General features: G+C 72.6%; 19 protein-coding genes. 5 read left to right on the top strand and 14 right to left on the bottom strand.

What is annotated here, in order from left to right; genetic code table 11:
• Nucleotides 1-1,574 (top strand): glutamate decarboxylase (locus ETD83_RS20120; protein ID WP_456236753.1); only part of this gene is annotated, 1,574 nt, incomplete at its 5' end.
• Here ETD83_RS20120 and ETD83_RS20125 read toward each other — a convergent pair.
• Together ETD83_RS20125 and ETD83_RS20130 are read right to left on the bottom strand one after the other, a co-directional pair.
• Entirely contained in the window at nucleotides 1,548-2,720 is a 1,173-nt protein-coding gene (locus tag ETD83_RS20125; protein ID WP_138646686.1) for an acyl-CoA dehydrogenase family protein, read from the bottom strand. The genes ETD83_RS20120 and ETD83_RS20125 overlap by 27 nt on opposite strands.
• Complete coding sequence (locus tag ETD83_RS20130; protein WP_138646687.1) at nucleotides 2,720-3,826, bottom strand: acyl-CoA dehydrogenase family protein; 1,107 nt, start codon at nucleotides 3,824-3,826, stop codon at nucleotides 2,720-2,722. The genes ETD83_RS20125 and ETD83_RS20130 overlap by 1 nt, the downstream gene beginning before the upstream one ends.
• Nucleotides 3,827-4,016: 190 nt before the next feature.
• On the opposite strand from ETD83_RS20130, the gene ETD83_RS20135 reads away from it, so the two are divergent.
• The 3 genes from ETD83_RS20135 to ETD83_RS42640 all read left to right on the top strand — a co-directional run bounded on the left by ETD83_RS20135 (nucleotide 4,017) and on the right by ETD83_RS42640 (nucleotide 6,650).
• Complete coding sequence (locus tag ETD83_RS20135) at nucleotides 4,017-4,667, top strand: TetR family transcriptional regulator (protein ID WP_407921506.1); 651 nt, start codon at nucleotides 4,017-4,019, stop codon at nucleotides 4,665-4,667.
• Between the two features lie 151 nt (nucleotides 4,668-4,818).
• Nucleotides 4,819-6,258 (top strand): S1 family peptidase, encoded by a 1,440-nt coding sequence (locus ETD83_RS20140; RefSeq protein WP_138646689.1) that lies wholly within the window; start codon nucleotides 4,819-4,821, stop codon nucleotides 6,256-6,258.
• Nucleotides 6,259-6,416: 158 nt separating this feature from the next.
• On the top strand, nucleotides 6,417-6,650 hold the full coding sequence (locus ETD83_RS42640; protein ID WP_171064338.1) for a DUF397 domain-containing protein: 234 nt from the start codon (nucleotides 6,417-6,419) through the stop codon (nucleotides 6,648-6,650).
• Between the two features lie 44 nt (nucleotides 6,651-6,694).
• Here the strand turns inward: ETD83_RS42640 and alc are convergent, their stop codons facing one another.
• Genes alc through uraD form a run of 9 tightly spaced genes read right to left on the bottom strand, consistent with a single transcriptional unit; the run spans nucleotide 6,695 to nucleotide 15,785 of the window.
• The gene (gene alc / locus ETD83_RS20150; protein WP_138646690.1) at nucleotides 6,695-7,711 is read right to left on the bottom strand and encodes an allantoicase; all 1,017 of its coding nucleotides are present in this window, start codon (nucleotides 7,709-7,711) and stop codon (nucleotides 6,695-6,697) included.
• A complete protein-coding gene (locus ETD83_RS20155; RefSeq protein WP_138646691.1) occupies nucleotides 7,708-9,084 on the bottom strand; it encodes an amidohydrolase family protein in 1,377 nt (458 codons plus the stop codon). Before ETD83_RS20155 ends, alc begins: the two co-directional genes overlap by 4 nt.
• A gap of 1 nt (nucleotide 9,085) precedes the next feature.
• Complete coding sequence (pucD, locus tag ETD83_RS20160) at nucleotides 9,086-11,395, bottom strand: xanthine dehydrogenase subunit D (protein ID WP_138646692.1); 2,310 nt, start codon at nucleotides 11,393-11,395, stop codon at nucleotides 9,086-9,088.
• Nucleotides 11,395-12,750, bottom strand: a complete 1,356-nt coding sequence (locus ETD83_RS20165; protein ID WP_407921504.1) for an 8-oxoguanine deaminase — start codon at nucleotides 12,748-12,750, stop codon at nucleotides 11,395-11,397. Before ETD83_RS20165 ends, pucD begins: the two co-directional genes overlap by 1 nt.
• Nucleotides 12,747-13,232, bottom strand: a complete 486-nt coding sequence (locus tag ETD83_RS20170) for a (2Fe-2S)-binding protein (RefSeq protein ID WP_138646693.1) — start codon at nucleotides 13,230-13,232, stop codon at nucleotides 12,747-12,749. The genes ETD83_RS20165 and ETD83_RS20170 overlap by 4 nt, the downstream gene beginning before the upstream one ends.
• Complete coding sequence (locus ETD83_RS20175; RefSeq protein WP_138646694.1) at nucleotides 13,232-14,110, bottom strand: FAD binding domain-containing protein; 879 nt, start codon at nucleotides 14,108-14,110, stop codon at nucleotides 13,232-13,234. Before ETD83_RS20175 ends, ETD83_RS20170 begins: the two co-directional genes overlap by 1 nt.
• A 13-nt stretch (nucleotides 14,111-14,123) precedes the next feature.
• Nucleotides 14,124-15,011: a factor-independent urate hydroxylase gene (pucL, locus tag ETD83_RS20180; RefSeq protein WP_138646695.1), complete on the bottom strand. Its 888-nt coding sequence runs from the start codon at nucleotides 15,009-15,011 to the stop codon at nucleotides 14,124-14,126.
• Between the two features lie 4 nt (nucleotides 15,012-15,015).
• Entirely contained in the window at nucleotides 15,016-15,333 is a 318-nt protein-coding gene (gene uraH / locus ETD83_RS20185; RefSeq protein WP_138646696.1) for a hydroxyisourate hydrolase, read from the bottom strand.
• On the bottom strand, nucleotides 15,330-15,785 hold the full coding sequence (gene uraD, locus ETD83_RS20190) for a 2-oxo-4-hydroxy-4-carboxy-5-ureidoimidazoline decarboxylase (RefSeq protein ID WP_230421040.1): 456 nt from the start codon (nucleotides 15,783-15,785) through the stop codon (nucleotides 15,330-15,332). Before uraD ends, uraH begins: the two co-directional genes overlap by 4 nt.
• A gap of 107 nt (nucleotides 15,786-15,892) precedes the next feature.
• Between uraD and ETD83_RS20195 the strand changes: the two genes are divergently transcribed.
• Entirely contained in the window at nucleotides 15,893-17,398 is a 1,506-nt protein-coding gene (locus ETD83_RS20195) for a PucR family transcriptional regulator (RefSeq protein WP_138646698.1), read from the top strand.
• A 51-nt stretch (nucleotides 17,399-17,449) separates the two neighbouring features.
• Here ETD83_RS20195 and ETD83_RS20200 read toward each other — a convergent pair whose 3' ends face one another.
• The 3 genes from ETD83_RS20200 to ETD83_RS20210 are packed head-to-tail and all read right to left on the bottom strand — an operon-like array spanning nucleotide 17,450 to nucleotide 20,033.
• Nucleotides 17,450-18,310 (bottom strand): alpha/beta fold hydrolase, encoded by an 861-nt coding sequence (locus ETD83_RS20200; protein WP_138646699.1) that lies wholly within the window; start codon nucleotides 18,308-18,310, stop codon nucleotides 17,450-17,452.
• Between the two features lie 30 nt (nucleotides 18,311-18,340).
• Nucleotides 18,341-19,066, bottom strand: coding sequence for a Clp protease N-terminal domain-containing protein (locus ETD83_RS20205; RefSeq protein ID WP_138646700.1), 726 nt, complete (start codon nucleotides 19,064-19,066; stop codon nucleotides 18,341-18,343).
• Between the two features lie 49 nt (nucleotides 19,067-19,115).
• The gene (locus ETD83_RS20210; RefSeq protein ID WP_138646701.1) at nucleotides 19,116-20,033 is read right to left on the bottom strand and encodes an NAD-dependent epimerase/dehydratase family protein; all 918 of its coding nucleotides are present in this window, start codon (nucleotides 20,031-20,033) and stop codon (nucleotides 19,116-19,118) included.
• Nucleotides 20,034-20,036: the final 3 nt, after the last annotated feature.

Consider the following 20,036-nt stretch of genomic DNA (forward strand, 5'->3'; position numbering starts at 1 on the left):
CGCCCCGCCCGTCCCGTGTGGGACGCGACGCCGCGGGTACCTCGCTCGCGACCGGGGAGATCCCGGCCACGCGGCGAGCGGAGGAGGTCGGCGGCATGGCGCTCAAGCATCCCCGCCACGACGGGCATCGCGGCCGGGACATCGAGGTCAACCCGATCTTCAGCCGGGAGCCGTTGAAGGTCCCCCGGTACGCGCTGCCGGCGGGCGAGATGGAGCCGGGCACGGCGTACCAGATCGTCCATGACGAGCTGATGCTGGACGGGAACGCGCGGCTGAACCTCGCCACGTTCGTGTCCACCTGGGCGGAGCCCGAGGCGCTGCGGCTGATGGCCGAATGCGCCGAGAAGAACATGATCGACAAGGACGAGTACCCGCGGACCGCCGAGCTGGAGCTGCGGTGCGTGCACATGCTCGCCCGGCTCTGGCACGCCGGGGACCCGCGGCGCGCCGTCGGCTGCTCGACCACCGGGTCGAGCGAGGCGGCGATGCTCGGCGGGCTCGCGCTCAAACGGCGCTGGCGCGAGCGCCGCCGCGACGCGGGCGCCCCGGCCGACCGGCCGAACCTGGTCATGGGCGTGAACGTGCAGATCTGCTGGGAGAAGTTCGCCGACTACTTCGACGTCGAGCCCCGCTACGTGCCCATGGAGGGCGACCGCTTCCACCTCGGCGCGCAGGAGGCGGCCGAGCTGTGCGACGAGAACACGATCGGGGTCGTCGCCGTCCTCGGGTCCACGTTCGACGGCAGCTACGAGCCCGTCGCCGAGATCGCGGCCGCGCTCGACGACCTGGAGCGGCGGACCGGCGTGGACGTCCCGATCCACGTGGACGGCGCGTCCGGCGCGATGATCGCCCCCTTCCTCGACCCCGACCTGCGGTGGGACTTCCTGCTGCCGAGGGTCGCGTCGATCAACACCTCCGGGCACAAGTACGGCCTCGTCATGCCCGGCGTCGGCTGGGTGCTGTGGCGGGACGAGGACGCGCTCCCGGACGACCTGGTCTTCCACGTCAACTACCTCGGCGGCGACATGCCGACGTTCGCGCTGAACTTCTCCCGTCCCGGCGCGCAGGTCGTCGCGCAGTACTACACCTTCCTCCGGCTCGGCTTCGAGGGGTACCGGCGCGTCCAGCGGACGTGCCGGGACGTCGCCACCCGCCTCGCCGCGGAGATCGGCGGGCTCGGCCCGTTCGAGACGCTCACCGGCGGCGGCGACCTCCCGGTGTTCGCGTTCCGGGTGCGGGACGGCGACGCCGGCCGGTTCACGGTGTTCGACGTGTCCGCGGCGCTGCGCGAGAGCGGCTGGCTGGTGCCCGCCTACACCTTCCCCGAGAACCGCACCGACCTCGCCGTGCTGCGCGTCGTGGTGCGCAACGGGTTCAGCCACGACCTCGCCGACCTGCTCCTGGACGACCTGCGCCGCGTCCTGCCCCGGCTGCGCGCCCAGGACGCGCCACGGCGGCACGCCGCGGACGGCGTCAGCGCGGGCTTCGCGCACGGCACCGAACCGAAGAAAGCGGCACCGAAGAAAGCGGCACCGAAGAAGGCGAGGTCAGCGGGGCGCTCGGGGCAGCCCTAGGCCGATCATGGCGATCAGCTCGCGCTGGATCTCGTTGACGCCGCCGCCGAACGTCAGCACGAGCGCGCCCTTCGCCAGCCGGTCGGCCGCCTCGACGAACTCCGCGGTCGCCGGGTCGCCGGGGTCGCCGTGGCGGGCGAGGACGTCGCCGACGATCCGGCCGACCTCCTGCACCCGCTCCGAGGCGTAGATCTTGGTGGCGGACGCGTCCGGGGCGCCGAGCCAGCCGAGGTCCTGGTTCGCGGCGACCTGCCAGTTGAGCAGCTCGTTGACGCGCAGGTAGGCGTACACCCGCGCGACCGCGCGGCGGACGGCGGGCGTCTCGATCAGCGGCCGGCCGTCCGGTCCGGCGGTGGTGCGGGCCCAGCGGTCGAACCGGACGTGCACGTGCCCGATGTTCCCGGCCGGGCCGAGCGTGACCCGCTCGTGGTTGAGCTGGCTCACGATGAGGTCCCAGCCCTTGTTCTCCCCGCCGATCAGCATGTCCGCCGGGACGCGGACGTCCTGGAAGTACGTCGAGTTGGTGTGGTGGCGGCCGTCCATCGTGATGATCGGCGTCCAGGAGAAGCCGGGGTCGGCGCAGTCGACGATGAACATCGAGATGCCCTTGTGCTTCTTCGCGTCCGGGTCGGTGCGCGCGGCCAGCCATACGTAGTCGGCGGTGTGCGCGGCGGACGTGAAGATCTTCTGGCCGTTCACGACGTAGTGGTCGCCGTCCCTGACGGCGGTGGTGCGCAGCGCGGCGAGGTCGGTGCCCGCGCCCGGCTCGCTGTAGCCGACCGCGAAATGGCACTCCCCCGCGAGGATGCGCGGGATGAAGAACTCCTTCTGCGCGTCCGTCCCGTACTGCAGGATCGTCGGCGCGACGGAGTTCAGCGTGATGAGCGGGTAGGTGACCTCGGCGCGGGCGATCTCGTTGGCGAAGATCGTCTGTTCGACCGGGCCGTAGCCGCGACCGCCGTACTCCTTCGGCAGCGCGACACCGAGCATCCCGTCGCGGCCGAGGCGGCGGCAGTGCTCCAGGTAGGCGGGGCCGAACGGGTCGTCCAGGATGGCGGCGCGCCGCTCGCCGTCCAGGCAGTTCTCGAAGTACTCGCGCAGTTCGGCGCGCAGCTTCTTCTGCTCGCCGGTCAGGTCGATGAACATCACGCCTCCTGGAGGGACAGCTCGCCGAGCGCGTCGAGGCTGCCGTCCGCGCCGCCGAGCAGGTGCGCGCACTGCTTGCCCCAGGCGAAGTAGCGGTGCAGCGGGTACGTGACGTCCAGGCCGATGCCGCCGTGCAGGTGCTGGCAGGTGTAGAGCGCCTCCACGACGGGGCCGCAGGCGTTGTAGGCGGCGATGGCGAGGACCTCGTCGGTGTCAGCGGCGCCTTCGGCGAGACGCCACGCGCCCGCCCAGACCGCCACGTCCAGCGCGCGCTTGGCGATGTAGACGTCGCCGATCTGCATGGTGACCGCCTGGAACTGCGCGAGGACGCGGTCGAACTGCTCGCGCGTCTTCACGTACTCCTTGGTCAGCTCCAGCGCGCCTTCGATGACGCCGGACGCGACGGCCACCGCTCCGGCGACGGCCGCGCGGCGCAGCGTGTCCCAGGCGGTGCCGTCGGCGGTGCCGCCGAGCAGGGCGTCCGGCCCGACCCGGGCGCCGTCGAGCGCGACGCGCGACAGCGGCTCGGTGGTCGCCGACGGGTGCCGCGCGATCGTCACGGCCGCGGGCTCGACGAGGAAGACGCCGATCCCCTCGCCCTCGACGCGGGCGGGGATAAGGATGCGTGATGCCTCGCGCGCGTACGGCACGAACGTCTTCACACCGTCGAGGACGAATCCGCCGCCGTCCCGCCGCGCCGTCGCCGCCACCTGTCCGGGCGGGCCGACCTCGCGGTACGCGCCGGTCAGGACCGTCTCCCCTTCGGTCAGCGGGCCGAGCAGCGCGCGCTGCGCCGCGGTGCCGTGCCGTGCGATCGGGACGGCCGCCAGCGCGAGCGACGCGTACACCGGGACGGGAGCGACCCTGGCGCCGGCCTCCCGCAGGAGGACGGCGAGCCCGACCGGGCCGAGGCCCGCGCCGCCGGCGTCCTCCGGCAGGACGGCCCCGAGCAGCCCGGCCCGGGCGAGGGCCGTCCAGGTCGCGGCGTCGTACGGCGCGCCGCTCCGCTCGAACGCCTCCAGCCGCTCCCGCGCCGCCTCGCGGGCGAGCAGGCCGGCCGCGAGCCCCTGGAGCTCTCGCCGGGTCTCATCGAGGTTGAAGTCCACCCTCGGCCCCCTTCCGCACACCGCGAAAGTAGAACAGATTCTAGTCTGTGTCCAGAGAGCGGCATTCAGCCACACGACCATGCCAAGTCGATCTGATAACACGTTCTTGTGCGAGCTGTATCCTTGGGGGGACGCGCCGGGCGAGCGACCGACCGCAGAGAAGGGATCGACCGTGACCGCAGAGCCGACAGTGACCGGGGACGAGACCCGGGGGCAGGCGGCCGGCCCCGCACGGCAGGCGGGCGTGCGCTCCCGCAGCCAGCACCAGCGGCGCAAGCGTATCGTCCAGGCGGCCGCGGCGCTCGCGTCGCGCGGCGGGATCGAGGCGATGCAGATGCGCACGGTCTCCGAGCGGGCCGGGGTCGCGCTCGGCACCCTCTACCGCTACTTCCCGTCCAAGATGGACCTGGTCGTCGCCGTCGTCGGCGAGGAGCTCGACCTCCTCGAAGGCAGCATCGAGCGCCGCCCGCCGCGCGCCGGGGACCCGCCGCAGCGCGCGGTCGAGGTGCTGATGCGCGCCACCCGCGGGCTGATGCGCGAGCCCGAGCTGGCGGAGGCGCTGATCCGCTCGCTGCTGCTGTCGGACGTCAAGACCGACTTCGGCGAGCGGATGACCGGCCTGCTGCTGCGCGCCGCGTCCCGCTCCCCGGAGAGCGCCCCGGATAGCGCCCCGGACGGTGGCCTCGACATCCCGGCCGACGACCCGCGCCGCCTCGTCGCCCGCGCGCTCGCCGGCATCTGGACGATGGAGATGATCGAGATGCTGCGCGGCAACGCCACCGCCGAGGAGATCCAGGCCCGGCTGGAGATCTCCGCCGCCCGCCTGCTCATCGACGCCTGACCGGTCACCGCTCCCGAGCGTTCGACTCGTATCGAATCAACATTGAAATACCACTTGGAAGCGATTTATTGCTGCGGGTTATACGTCGCTTTACAGTCCCGGCATTGGGCGCCCACCTCTCCCAACCCCCACCCCCCTTCAGGAGAGTCACATGGCCCGCAAACACCTGCTGCTGGGCATAACGGCCGGGACCTGCCTGGCCGCGGCGCTGGCGACCCCAGCGCTCGCGGACACGGCGTCCCCGGCGGCTCAGAAGCAGTCCGCGGCAACGGCGCCGCGGCCCGCCGGTCCGGTCGGCAAGACCGCCGCCATCCAGAAGAACCTCCGGGTCTCGCTCGGAGCCGAGTTCGGAGGCGCCTGGGTGAAGAACGGCTCCCAGGTCGTCGTCGCCACCACGGACGCCTCCACCGCCGCCGCGATCAAGGCGGCCGGCGCCCAGCCCAAGGTGGTGAAGTACAGCGAACGGCGGCTCGGCGGGGAACTGGCGAAGCTGAACAGGCACTCCCGGTCCGCCGCGAAGTCCGTGACCTCGTGGTACGTCGACGCCGAGAGCAACACCGTCGTCGTCAACGCGTCCAGCGAGTCCGCCGCGAAGCGCTTCGTGAAGGCCAGCGGCGCCGACGCGTCGGCCGTCCGCATCGTCCGCTCGGCGGAGAAGCCCCGCCTCGCCTACGACATCGTCGGCGGCGAGCGGTACTGGACGACCCAGTACGGCTGCTCCGTGGCGTTCTCCGTCACCGGCGGGTTCCTCACCGCCGGGCACTGCGGCGACACCGGAGAGACGACGGAGGGCGCCAACCGGGTCGCGCAGGGCACGTTCGGCGGCTCCTCGTTCCCCAGTGACGACTACGCGTGGGTCGACACCAACAGCCAGTGGACGCCCACCCCCAAGGTCAACAAGTACGACGGCAGCTACGAGACGATCCTCGGCGCGACCGAGGCCCCGGTCGGCACCCAGGTGTGCCGCTCGGGAGGCACCACAAGCACGCGGATCTGGTGCGGCCCCATCCAGCAGCGGAACGCGACCGTCAACTACCCCGAGGGCACCGTCACCGGCCTGATCCGCGCCAACGTCTGCGCCGACCCCGGCGACTCCGGCGGCGCGCTGTTCACCCAGACGGGCGGGCAGGCGCAGGGCATCACGTCCGGCACGTCGGGCAGCTGCAACAACGGCCAGGACAGCAGCGACCAGACCTGGTTCCAGCCCGTCGGCGAGGTCCTGCAGATCCTCGCGCGGGACGGCCGCGAGCTCGTCACCGACGGCGGCGGCCCCGGCCCGGGCACCTGCGACGGCCACCAGACCCGGGTGACCGACTCGCTGACGTCCGGCGCCAGCGACTACCAGCCGTCCGGTAACTACACGACGACGGCGTCCGGCGCGCACACCGCGTGCCTCGACGGCCCCGACGGCGTCGACTTCGACGTCTACCTGCAGAAGCTGAACGGCACCACCTGGCAGACCGTCGCGCACTCGATCAGCCCCACACCCGACGAGAGCATCACCTACAACGGCACCGCGGGCACCTACCGGTACCGCGTGCACGCCTACAGCGGAACCGGCGACTACACGTTCGGATTCAGCAAGCCGTAGCGCGCCGTAGCACACCGTGAGATCTTCCCCGGCCGTCCCTCCCCAATCTGGGCGGCCGGGGATGCCTTCTTAGTAGCCTGGGACCCCGGCAGCGCCAGGACGATCCCTGGCCGGTGCCGGGTGCGAACCGGCCGGATCCAGGATGAGAAGGTGTGCCAGTGACCGAGCAGGAACCGATCCTCAGCGACGGGGTCATCATCGAGTTCGTCGATGGCAAGGACATCCCCGTCCAGCACAAGGACTTCGGTGAGCGGGCCGTCGTCATGCGCGACGCGAAGAACCCGGAGGGCCCGATCCTCTACTTCACCGAGGCCGAGTGGGACGCCTTCATCGCGGGCGTCAAGGACGGCGAGTTCGACGACCTCCTGGAAGACCCCACCGAGGCTTCCTGACCATGATGGGCGTGCCCCCGGCGACGTGTTCGCCGGGGGCACGCTCACGCCCGGGGTCCCTGGGTGAGCGCGTCCCAGCGGGCGGCGAGGTCCCGCTCGGTGCCCGGGGCGAGGTCGCCGAAGAGGCGGAGCCGGGCGATGCCGCCGTCCGGGTGGATGTCGAGCCGGACGCTGGTGACCTCGGGCGATGAGAGCCGGAAGCGGTGCCGGGTGTCGGGCCGCAGGGGCGTCCGCGGAAGGATCGTCCGGGGCGACGCGGAGGGACGGCGGTCGTCGAAGCCGGTCAGCGCGAACGCGGCGGGCGCGTTGAACTTGAGGTTCGTGGTGTCGATCTCGGCCAGCCTGATGATTCCCGGGGCGGCGAGGCGGATCAGGGCCCAGTCGTTGCCGCCGTCGCGCCGCCGGGCGGTCTCCCAGCCCTCGGCCTGAGTACGGGCCAGGCCCGGATACAGCATGTTGTCCGGCGACGAGTAGAACATGTCGGAGCATTCGACGACGCGGGCGCCGTTCTCCAGGGCGGCCAGGTCGACGGTCAGCCCGGTCAGGAACTCGGGGTTCGGGACGACGTGGCCGTGGACGCGGAGCCGCGCCACGCCGCCGTCCGGGACCATGGCGAGCCGGACGTGGGTGAACACGCGGCCGGGCTCGGCGGCGGCGAACGCGTGCGCGGTGTCGCCCTCCAAGGGGCTCTTGGGGACGATCTCGGCCCAGTCGGCGTCCAGCAGTTCGGCGGGCGACGAGTGGCCGTCCGCGAAGCACGCCTCGACGGAGGCGTGCGGCGGGAAGTTGCCCTTGAACCAGGCGGTGTCGATGACGACGCCGGCGATCCTGCCCGGGAGGCCGAGGCGGACCAGCGCCCAGTCGTGACCGCCGGCGCGCCGCCGGGCCGTCTCCCAGCCGTCGTACTCCTGCCCCTTCGGACCGAACGTCTCCGGTCTGAAGGCGGGCGCCCAGGGGTTGAGGAGGTTCTCCTTCGCCGCGAACGACTCGTCGCTCGCGGCGATCACCGAGCCCCCGAGGGTGCGGACGGCCAGGTCGGGCAGCGACGTGAAGTCGGTCATGGTGCTTCCGGTCGGCTGAGCAGGCGTCCGAGGGGCGCGTCCGCCACCGGCGCGCCCCGGAGCCACGTGGACGTGACGACCCCGGTGAGCGTCCGGCCCTCGTACGGGGTGACGGGATGGCGGTGGTGCAGGGCGGCGGGGTCGACGGTGAAGGTCTCGTCGGCGGCGAACGCGACGAGGTCGGCGTCGTTCCCCACGGCGATCCCGCCCTTGCCGGGGACGCCGGCGAGCGCCGCCGGGCCCTCGGACATCCAGCGGACGACGTCGTGCAGGCCGTGGCCGCGTGCCCGCGCGGCCGTCCAGACGGCGGGCAGCCCCAGTTGGAGCGACGAGATCCCGCCCCACGCGGTGGCGAAGTCGCCGCGCTTCAACTCGGGCGTGCAGGGCGAATGGTCGGTGACGACGCAGGAGATGACGCCCGAGGCCAGGCCCTGCCAGAGCAGTTCGCGGTTGGCGGCGTCGCGGATGGGCGGGCAGCACTTGTGCGCGGTCGCTGGTGAGCGCAGCGAAGCAGGCGGCTCCGGCGACCGCCCCTCGGTGGTCTGGGGGTCGCCCCCCAGATAAACAGGACTCTGGGCGTCTTCCGCGCTGAGGGTGAGGTAGTGCGGGCAGGTCTCGGCGGTGACGGGCAGGCCGTCCGCCTGGGCCTTCGCCAGGACGTCCAGGCAGTCGGCGGCGGACAGGTGCAGGATGTGAGCGCGCACGCCCGTCTCCTCCGCCAGCCGGACGACCTGCTCCACCGCGGCACGTTCGGCAATCGCCGGACGGGACGCCAGGAACTCCGCGTAACCGCCGCCGGACGGCGTCGTCAGCGACGCCGGATCCTCCGCGTGGACGATGACCAGCCCGCCGAACGAGGCGATCTCCCGGAACGCCGCCCGCATCTCCGCGAACCCGAGCGGCGGGAACTCCGGGACACCGGAATCGGCGGTGAAGCACTTGAAACCGAACACGCCGAGGTCGTGCAGCGGGCGCAGCGAGCCGAGATTGCCGGGGACGGCGCCGCCCCAGAACCCGACGTCCACCGCGCACGCGCCCTCCGCCGCCTCGCGCTTCGCGGCCAGCGCGGGCGGGTCGACGGTCGGCGGGAGCGCGTTGAGCGGCATGTCGACCAGCGTGGTGACGCCGCCCGACGCGGCGGCGCGGGTCGCGGTGGCGAAGCCCTCCCATTCGGTGCGGCCCGGCTCGTTGACGTGCACATGGGTGTCGACCAGGCCGGGCAGCAGCGCGACGTCGCCCAGGTCGACCCCGGCGGGTGGATCGGCGGTGTAGGGGGCGATCGCGGCGATCCGGCCGTCGCGGACGGAGACGGCGGCGGGGCGCTCACCGTCCGGCAGGACGGCCCGGCGCGAGCTGATCACGAGATCGTCCACGTCAGCTCCCCTGGACGATGTGCTCCGGCCGGACGGGCACGCGCGCCAGCGCCCGGCGGGTCGCGGCGCGGATCGCGGCGACGATCGCGGGCGTGGACGAAAGCGTCGGCGGCTCGCCCGCCCCGCGCAGCCCGTACGGCGCCTCCGGGTCGGGGTTCTCCAGGATGTCGAGCCGCATCGGCGGCATGTCGAGGATCGTCGGGATCAGGTAGTCGGTGAAGGACGGGTTCCGGACGAGGCCGTCCGACAGGACGATCTCCTCCATCACCGCGAGCCCGAGGCCCTGCGCGGACCCGCCGTGGATCTGCCCCTCCACGCCCGTCCGGTTGATGATCTTCCCGACGTCCTGGACGGCGGCCAGCTCGACGACCTTGACGAGCCCGAGGTCGACGTCCACGTCGACGACGGCGCGGTGGACGCACAGCGCGAGCTGCGTGTGGCTGCGGCCCTGCCCGGTGACCGGGTCCATCGCGGTCGTGGGGCGGTGGCGGTACTCGCGGGTCTCCTCGATGACGGCGTCGCCGAGGACGTCCTCGACCGTGCCGAGCACGCCGTCCGCTCGCGAGACGATCTTCCCGCCGGCCACGGCGAGGTCGGTGCGGCCGAAACGCCGGGCGGCGAGCGCGAGGAGCCCGGCGCGGACCGCCTCGCAGGCCGCCTTGACCGCGCCGCCCGACATGTACGACTGGCGGGACGCGCTGGACGAGCCGGCGTCGCCCACCCGGTTGTCGGCGGGCGCGATCGTGACCTTCTGGACGCCCAGCTCCGTCCGCGCGACCTGCGCCTGGATCGTGACGAGGCCCTGCCCGACCTCGGCCGCCGCCGTGTGCACGAGCACGGTCGCCTCGCCCCCGATGACCTCCAGCCGGACGCGGGCCGTGGCGTAGTCGTCGAACCCTTCCGAGAAGCAGATGTTCTTGATGCCGACGCCGTACCCGACGCCCCGCACGACGCCCTCGCCGTGCGTCGTCTGCGACACCCCGCCCGGCAGGTTCCGGAGGTCGGACGGGTCGAGCGGCGGCGGCATCGGCATCGCCTCCAGCCGGGTCAGCATGTCCGCGAGCGGCGCCGGCGACTCGATGACCTGCCCGGTCGCGAGCCTCGACCCCTGCGAGACGGCGTTGCGGCGGCGGATCTCGACCGGGCCGAGCCCGCAGGCCGCGCCGAGCCGGTCCATCATCGACTCGTAGGCGAAGCACGCCTGGACGGCCCCGAACCCCCGCATCGCGCCGCACGGCGGGTTGTTCGTGTAGACGCCGTACGCGTCGATCCTGATGTTGGGGATCTCGTAGGGGCCGACGCCGAGGGACGCCGCGTTCCCGACGACGTTCTTCGTGGACGAGGTGTACGCGCCGCCGTCCAGGACGATCTCGACGTCGGCGTAGAGGAGGCGCCCGTCCGCCGTGGCGCCGTACTCGTACCGCATCAGCGCGGGATGCCGGTGGACGTGCCCGAAGAACGACTCGTACCGGTTGTAGGACATCTTCACCGGCCTGCCGGTGTGCAGCGCGAGCATCGCCGCGTGGATCTGCATCGACAGGTCCTCGCGTCCGCCGAACGCGCCGCCCACCCCGGCGAGCGTCATGTGGACCCGCTCCTCGGGGAGGCCGAGACATGGCGCGATCTGCTTGACGTCGTTGTGGATCCACTGCGTGGACACGTACAGGTCGACGCCGCCGTCGTCGGACGGGATCGCCAGCCCGGACTCCGGCCCGAGGAACGCCTGGTCCTGGATGCCGACCTCGTACTCGCCCGCGACGACGACCTCGGCCCCGGCCTTCGCCGCGGCCACGTCCCCGACGCGGACGGGCTGGTGGCGGGTGATGCCGCCGAGGTCCTGGACCTTCAGGCCGTCCGGGTCCGCGATCACGGCGCGCGGGTCGGTGATCGGCTCCAGCACCTCGTAGCCGACGCTGATCTTCTCCATCGCGCGGCGGGCCGTCTCGGGGTGGTCGGCGGCCACCAGCGCGACCGGCTCGCCCTGGTGCCTGACCTGGTCGATCGCCAGGACGGGCTGGTCCTCGGTGTGGTCGATGCCGAACATCTTGCGGCCCGGGACGTCCTCGTGGGTGAGGACGGCGCGGACGCCGGGCAGCGCGAGCGCCGGGCCGATGTCGATCGACCTGATCAGCGCCCGGGGATGCGGGCTGCGGAGGGTCGCGCCCCACAGCATCCCGTCCATCCACAGGTCGGACGCGTACGCGAACTCGCCGGCGACCTTGAGCGTCCCGTCCGGGCGGAGCGGGCTCTCGCCCACGCCGCCCAGCCCTGGGGCGGCCACGTGACCCGGGGTCTTCACCGGTGAGGCCATCAGAGCACCTCCTCCGCGAGCTTCATCAGGCGGCGACGGGCGGCGGCGCCGCGGCGTGCGGCCTCGTCCTGCGGGACGGTGACGAGCGTGTCGTCGTCGACGACCGTCCGCCCGCCGACGAGGAGGCGCTGCAGCGGCGGCGTCCGCCCGAACGCGAACGCGACGACCGGGTCGTCGACGGCGGCGTGGAAGCCGTCCACCCGCCACAGCGCGATGTCGGCGAGCTTTCCCGGTTCGAGCGAGCCGAGTTCGTCGTCGCGGCCGAGGCAGCGGGCCCCGCCGAGCGTCGCCATCTCCAGCGCCTGCCGTGCGGTCAGCGCGGACGGCCCGTACCGGGCGCGCTGCATGTAGATCGCCTGGCGCAGCTCCCCCGCCAGCGGGACCAGCTCCGCCGACGCCGGCCCGTCCACGCCCAGGCCGACCGTCGCGCCCGCCGCGAGGAGATGCGACACGCGGGCGATCCCGGCGCCGAGGCGGGCGTTGGAGCTGGGGCAGTGCGCCGTGCCGGTGCCGGTCCCGGCGAGCCGCGTGACGTCGGCGTCGTGCAGGTGGACGCAGTGCGCGAGCCACACGTCGGGCCCGAGCCAGCCGATCGACTCCATGTACTCGGCCGGGGTCATGCCGAACTGCTCCGCCGTGTGCTCCTCCTCGTCCAGCGTCTCCGCCAGGTGGGTGTGGAGCCTGACCCCTTTGCCGCGCGCCAGTTCCGCCGATTTCAGCATCAGCTCCCTGGTGACGCTGAACGGCGAGCAGGGCGCCACGGCCACGCGCAGCATGGAGCCCGGCGACGGGTCGTGGTACCGGTCGATCACGGCCTCGGTCTCGGCGAGGATGGTGTCGAGGTCCTCGACCGCCTCGTCCGGTGGCAGGCCGCCCTGCGACTCGCCGCGGTCCATCGAGCCCCGGCAGGGGTGGAACCGGACGCCGATCTCCCGCGCCGCCTCGACCTCCGCGGCGAACAGGTCGCCGCGCCCCTCCGGGAACAGGTAGTGGTGGTCGCTGGACGTGGTGCACCCCGACTTGGCGAGCCATCCGAGACCCGCGCTCGCCGCTCCGGCCACGACCTCGGCGTCCATCTTCGACCACGGCTTGTAGAGCGTCGTCAGCCACTCGAACAGGGTGCTGTCGACGGCCAGGCCCTGGCTCGCCCACTGGTAGAGGTGGTGGTGCGTGTTGATCAAGCCGGGGGTGGCGAGGCATCCGGCACCGTCGACGCGCTCGCCCTCGTGCGCGGACGCCTGCGGGGGCGCCTTGCCGGGGCCGACGGCCGTGATGCGGTCGCCGTCGACGACGATGTGGCCGTCCGGGTACTCCTCGCCGGAGACCGTGACGACGTGGGCGTTCTCGATGATCACGATGCCGCCGCCGTCCGCTCCGCCGCCAGCCGCACCGCGTCCAGGATCTTCTCGTAGCCGGTGCAGCGGCACAGGTTGCCCGCGAGGGCCTCGCGGATCTCGGCGTCGGTCGGCGCGGGGTTCCGCCCGATCAGGTCGTGCGCCTGGACGATCAGCCCCGGCGTGCAGAACCCGCACTGCACGGCCCCCGTCTCCAGGAACGCCTCCTGGACGGGGTCGAGCCGCTCATCGCCCGGCGGGCCCTCCGCCAGGCCCTCGACCGTGCGGACGTCCCGTCCCCCCACCTGCCCGGCGGCGACCAGGCACGCGCAGGCCGGAACACCGTCGAGGTAGACGGTGCAGGAGCCGCATTCGCCCTGCTCACAGGCGTTCTTGGAGCCCGGCAGTCCCATCCGCTCGCGCAGCATGTAGAGCAGGCTCTCGCCCTCCCACACCTCGTCCACGACCTCGTGCGAGCCGTTGACCGTGACGTTCACGCGCATCACGAAGCCTCCTTCCCCGTCAGTGCGGTCGTGTGGTCGTTCCAGGCCCAGGTCAGGGTGCGGCGGGCCATCACCGACAGGGCGTGCCTGCGGTAGTCGCCCGTCCCGCGGACGTCGTCGATCGGCGACGCCGCCCCGGCGACCAGCTCGCCGAACCGCCGCGCCGTCGATTCCCGGAGCGGGCCGCGGCCGTCCCAGTCGAGTTCCCGCGAGATGAACTCCTCGGCGGCCGGAGCGCGGCGCGGTGTCGGCGCGGCGGAGCCGAGGCCGGTGCCGACGCGGCGCTCCGCCGGGTGCAGCGCGATCGCGAACGAGCACACGGCGATCACCATCGCGTTCCGGGTGCCGATCTTGGCGAAGTACTGCGGGCCGGACGCGGGCGCCGTCCAGAACGCGCGGATCAGCTCGTCCGGTGCGAGGGCGTTCCGCTTCACGCCGGTGAAGAACTCCGCGACCGGGATCATCCGGACGCCCCGGGCCGCCGACTCCGCCTCGATCACCGCGCCGGCCGCGAGCAGTGGCGGATGACCGTCCCCGGCGGGCGAGGCCGCGCCGAGGTTGCCGCCCACCGTGCCCCGGTTGCGGATCTGCGGCGAGCCCACCGTCCTGGACGCCTGCGCCAGGCCGGGCAGGCTCGCGCCCAGTTCCGTGATCAGGCGGGTGTACGGGACGGCGGCGCCCACGCGGAGCCGTCCGTCCGTCATGTCCCATTCGGCGAGTTCGCGGATCCTCGTCAGGTCGAGCAGCGCCTCCGGCCTCCGCTCATCGAAGTTGATCTCGACCATGACGTCGGTGCCGCCCTGGAGCGGCAGCGCGCCCGGCAGCTCGGCCTTCGCGCCGAGCGCTTCGCTCCAGGTCGCCGGTCGCAGGAATTCCATCGCTCTCGATTCCCTATTCCCAGGCGGACGCCGCGTGCGGTGCGTCGTCGGTGAGGACGGTGCCCTCGATCAGCCCGTACGGGCGGTCCGCCGCGAAGTACACCTCGTTGTCGTTGTCCATTCCGAACGGCTCCAGGTCGACCAGGAAATGATGCTTGTTGGGCATCGACAGCCGTATCTCGCAAAGCTCGTCCCGTTCGGCCAGTACCCGGCGGCCCATCTGGAACAGCGTCTGCTGAAGGGACAGGCTGTGCGTTTCGGCGAACGCGTGCAGCAGGTGGTGCCTGGCCGCGCGATGGGAGTCGTCCCAGTCGCCGGTCCCGGCGCTCCGGTGGCGCCACCGGGCGGTGACGGCGGTCGCGAGGATGCGGTCGCCGATCGGGGCGAGGGTCGTGTACTCGTCCTGGACGAATCCATGGAATTCGCTGCCCGTCGAGTTCAGGACGACGAGGTCTTCCAGCCCGGAGACGACCGATTCGGCGCCGCCGTCGCCGTCGCTGTGGATCAGCGCCGTCCTGACCTCGCCGCCGTTCCGGACGAACGAGTGCCCGCCCGTGATGCGATCCCAGGAATACTCGTGGATTTCCACCCGGGCGTGGGTGATCGTCGGCTGCGAGTCCACGAAATGGCGGGCGAGCAGGAGCCCGAAGTCCTCGATCGTCTCGATGCCGTGCTTCTTGGCGAACGCGAACACGGTGTTCTTCTGGCTGTCCGTCGGCAGGACGGCCGCGTTGTCGCCGGTCAGGTGCGCGTCGTCCATCGCACCGGAGAGAGAGACGCTGACGTTGACGTCCTTGATCCGATGCCGCGCGTCACGTGCGCCCGGGGCGCCCGAGCGCGTGACGCGGACGACGCGCGTCTCCGCCTTCCCGTAGCGGTTGGGGCCCAGCACGATGCCCATGGCGCTAGCTCCCCCGGTAGGTCGAGTAGGCGAACGGGCTGATCAGGAGCGGGACGTGCAGGTGCCGTCCGGGGTCGGTGACCGTGAACGCCACGACGACCTCGGGATAGAAGTCCGACAGGCCGGACGTGTCGAACACCAGGCGGTACGTCCCGTTGGCCAGTTCGGTGCCCCACTCCCGGATCCGGCCGTCACCGTCGGTGCGGGCGGCGGCGAGCGCCGTCCAGCCGCCGCCGTCCGCGTCGCGCCGCTCCAGCCGGACGGCCGTCCCCGCGGCGGGCAGCCCCTTCGCCGCGTCCAGCACGTGCGTCGACAGGCTCACGCTCTCCACTCCCCCGCCAGCCTGGTCAAACGAAGATCCACGATCTTCGCCAGCTCCCTCCGGACGATGGCCCGCTCGGCCTCGGCGCCGTTGCCCAGGCGCTCCCGGAGATCGCCGAGCATGTCGGCGGCGGTGCGTCCGGTGGCGCAGATCAGGAACACGTGGCCGAAACGGTCCTCATAGGCCCGGTTCCCTTCGATGAGGGCGGCACGCACATCCGAGGCCGCGTCGTCCATGCCCGACTGTTCGGCCCGCGACCAGCCGCCCACCCGGTCCCCGATGCGGGGATGGGCGGAGAGGGCCTCCTCCACGTCGGGCCAGGCGAGTTCGTCCAGCGCCTTGGCCGATGCCTCGCGCAGTTCGCCAAGGTCGCGGTAGGGCCGTCCGGCGACCGCCGTCACCCAGCGGCGGGACGCGCAGCACGCGGACAGGTCCGCTTCCGTGAACAGCAACCGCTCCTCCTTGCCTGCAGTACACACGGCCGTGCGCGGGGTGGTCGAGCGACAGGACGTCCGAACTGTGCTGTCCATCGGGCGCGAGGGTTTGTAGCTTGCTACATATGAAGCTGCGCGCCCTGCTCGCCATGCCGGAGCTGCGGCTTGAGGTCGTCACCGGGGACGACGCCGAGCTGGACCGGCCGATCCGCTGGGTCGTCACCACCGACCTCCTCAACCCCGGCCGCTACCTGCGCGGGCGGGAGCTCGTCCTCACCGGGCTCGTCTGGCGGTCGGGCCCCGCGGACTCCGAGACCTTCGTGCGCGCCCTCGTCGATGCCGGCGTGTCGGGCCTCGCGGCCGGGGAATTCGCCCTCGGCACCATTCCGGACGATCTCGTCGACGCCTGCCGCAGGCACCGGCTCCCGCTGTTCAAGGTCCCCGAGGACGTGGCGTTCGCGACGGTCACCGAGGAGGTCGTCCGGCATCTGTCCGGCGCCCGCGCCGCCGACCTGACCGCCGTCCTGGACCGGCACCGCAGGCTCGTCGAGGGCACCGGGCTCGGCGCCGTCCTCGACCTGGTCGGCCGTGACCTCGGCATGCGCTGCCACGTGCGCACCGCCACCGGACGGCTCGTCGCCGGACCGGGGCTTCCCGGCGCCGGCGCCGCCGCGCTGGCCGGGGCCTTTCTCCGCGCGCCGCGCCTGCCGGCGTACGCGGCCGGTCTGGACGCGTCGATCCTCCCGGTCGGCGACGGCGCCGTGTGCCGGGCGGCCGACTGGTTCCTCGCGTGCGAGGGCGACTTCGCCGACTGGCCCGCCGAGCGCCGCGCCCTCACCGGCGAACTCGGCGCCATCGTCGCGCTCGAACGGGCCCGGCTGGACGACCGGCTGAGCGCCGAGAGCCACCGCGCCCAGGAGATCGTGACCGCCGCGGCGACGGGCGGCGGGCTCGGAAGTGCCGGTGAGCTGGAGCGATCCGGGCTGGCCGCCGGTGTCCCGGTGGTCGCGGTCGCCGCTTCGGGACGGGGCGGGATCGGCGCGGGCGAGCTGCGCACGATCCTCGCCGAGATCCTTCCGGCGGCGCGGCCGGTGCTCGGCCTGGTGGACGACGAGGTTGTCGGCCTCGTCCCGTCCCCGTCCCGGCACGACGTCGCCGGCGCGATCGAGGACGCGCTGAACGCGCTGGCCCCGGGCTTCGCGGGCGGCGGTGTCGCGGCCGGTGTCAGCGGCACGGCCGGATCTCCCGAGCTGCGCGGCATCGTCGAAGAGGCCCGCCAGGCGCGGCGGCTCGCGGCCACCCGTTCCGCCTCCGTGTGCGTCGTCCGGCACGACGAGCTCGCCACCCATGTTCTGCTGCTGGCCAGCGTTCCCGATGACGTCCGGGAGATGTTCAGGGTGCGGCTCCTGGATCCGCTGCACGCCTATGACAAGGTGCACGGTGCCGACCTCGTCCGGACATTGGAGACGTTCCTGCGGCATTCCGGGTCCTGGACGCGCGCCGCCGATGATCTCCATTTGCACGTCAATTCGGTGCGCTACCGCATTCAGCGCGTCGAGGACCTGACCGGCCGCGACCTGTCGCGCCTTGAGGATCAGGTCGACTTCTTCCTCGCCCTCCGACTCGGGTGAGACGGCGCTGAGAAAGGGACGCATGGACGACCGGCCGCCGTCGCACGGGGTTCACGACGTGTGGCGGAGAATGGCCGGGACGATCGAGTCCCACGTCCGCCGTGGGAGTTCGTTGCCCATTCCCGGGATGGTCAGCAGTTCGGCGCCCGGAATCTCGGCCGCCAGGGCTTCGCCATTGCCGAGTGGGAAGAACGTGTCGTCCTCGCCGTGGATCACGAGGGTCGGCGCGGAGACGTCGCCCAGGCGCTTCCTCCAGCGGGGCCCGCTGTCGAGGGCGGCGAAGGCGGTCGCCATCTGGTCGGCGCGGTGCGCCTTGCCCGGGTCGGGGGCGGCGGGGGTCCGGTCGTAGATCCGTTCGATGTTCTCGCGGGCCTCGGCCTCGTCGAAGGACGGCCCGGACAGGTGGCGGGCGCTCTCGGTCATGAAGCCGACCACGGAGGCGCGGTCCGTCCAGTCGACCTCGGGCGGGTTCATGACGTGGGCCATCAGCTCGGGCGCGTGCTCGGGCAGGTCGTCGTCGTTCGGGCCGGGCGCGGTGGGCCTGGTGGCGATCAGCGTGAGCGTGGTGACGCGGGCGGGGTGGTCCAGGGCGAGGAGCTGCGCGATCCAGCCGCCGGCGCCGAAGCCCACGACGTGCGCGGACGGCAGGTCGTGGGCGTCGAGCACGCCGGCGGCGTCCGCCACCAGGTCGCGCAGCGTGTAGTCCGGGGCCTCGGGGTCGGCGGACGCGGACCGGCCAGTGCCGCGCAGGTCGTAGCGGACGACGAACCTGCGCAGCGCGGCGACGCGTCCGCAGAGGTCGCCGGGCCAGGTGAGCATCGTGTTGCCGATCAGCAGGACGGGCGCGTCACCCGGATCGCCGAACGTCTCGGCGCACAGTTCCACCCCGTTGGCCTTGATGAGCTTCTCCATGAAGGGTTGGACTGCCCGGGCGCCCGAAACTCATCTCTGCGCGGCGATGGCGTTCACGGCTTCGGTGATGTTCGCTTCGGCGGTCGCCTTGTCGATGCCGAGGCCGGAGAGGACGCCGGTGCCGTCCTCGAACTCCAGGAGGGCGAGGAGCATGTGCTCGGTGCCGATGTAGTTGTGGCCGAGGCGGAGGGCCTCGCGGAAGGTCAGCTCCATGGCCTTCTTGGCGTCCGCGTCGTAGGGGATGAGGTCGGGGACGTCGTCCACTTCAGGCGGGAGCGCGGCGGTGGCGGCCTGCCGGACGGTGTCGAGCAGCACGCCCTGCGCGAGGATCGCCCTCGCGGCGAGCCCGTTCGGCTCGGACAGCAGGCCGAGCACGATGTGCACGGGACGGATCTGGTCGTTGCCCGCCGCCTTGGCCTCGTTCATCGACGCCATGACGACGTCGCGGGCCCGCGCGGTGAACCGGGAGAAGCCCTGGGACGGGTCGAGGTCGGGGGCCTGCCCCTTCGGGACGAAGCGCTTCTGCGCCGCCTGCTTGCTGACGCCCATGCTCGTGCCGATGTCGGTCCAGGACGCGCCGGAGCGTCTGGCCTGGTCGACGAAGTGGCCGATGAGATGGTCGGCGACCTCGCCGAGGTGCTCGGCGGCGACGACGGCGCTGGAGAGCTGTTCGAGGGCGTCGGTGTGGACCTTCTTGATGGCGTTGATCAGGTCGTCGAGACGGACCTGACCGGCCGGCTGCACGGGTTCGGTCATGCGTCAACCATAGGTTGACGATCCTGGATCGTCAACCCGAGGTTGACGATCACCAGGAGGCGGCGCCGGTGAAGGACGTCTCGTGCGGGTCGTAACCGAGGACGGTCCGGGCGGCGGTGAGGTCGAGGGTCCGCTCGACGGCCAGATGGCTGATCGCATAGCGCGTGACGCGCGGCGGCCGCGGGCTCCCGGCCAGCAGGAACGCGCCTTCGGCGACGGCGGCGAGCGGCCGGGCGGCAGCGGCGGGGACGTAGACCGGCCTCGCCCGGACACCGCGTTCGCGCAGGATCCCGCGCAGCGCGTCGTCGATCGTGACCGGGGCCGCGTCCGCGATGTTGAACACGCCCGGGGCCACGGGACCGGTCGCCGCCAGCACGCAGGCCCGGACGAGGTTGGAGATCGAGGTCAGGCTGACGCGCTGCCGTCCCGTCCCGGCGGCCGGGAGGATCGGGCCGCGCACGGCGGACAGCACGCGCGGCAGCAGCGTCGTGTCGCCGGGCCCGTAGACCGCGTGGGGGCGCAGGATGATCGCGTCGCGGGGCACGGCCCGTTCAGCGGCGGCCTTGGACGCGCCGTAGGCGTTCATGTAGCGGCGGACCGGCGCCTCGTCCTCGGTGACCATCACGCTCGGACGGAACGGGTCGTACACGCTGGCCGTGCTGACGTGCACGAACCTGGCGCCGGGGAAGGTCGCGAGGGTGTTGCGGGTGCCGGTGAGGTTGGCGGCGAACAGGCCGGCGGCCGGTCCCCAGTCGGTGGCACTCCCGGCGCAGTGGATCACCGCGTCGACGTCCGGGGCGTCCGGGAGCGGGCCCAGGGCGAGGTCCCATGATCGGTAGGCCGCGCCGCCCAGCTCGCCGGGGTCGGGACGGCGGCCGTACGCGAACGTCGTGACGCCCTCCGCCGCGAGCGCCCGGCAGACCGCGCCGCCGACGAAGCCGGACGCGCCCGTCACCGCGATCCTCACCGG

Origin of the sequence: Actinomadura soli (genome assembly GCF_005889715.1) — a bacterium.
Taxonomy (GTDB): Bacteria; Actinomycetota; Actinomycetes; order Streptosporangiales; family Streptosporangiaceae; genus Spirillospora; species Spirillospora soli.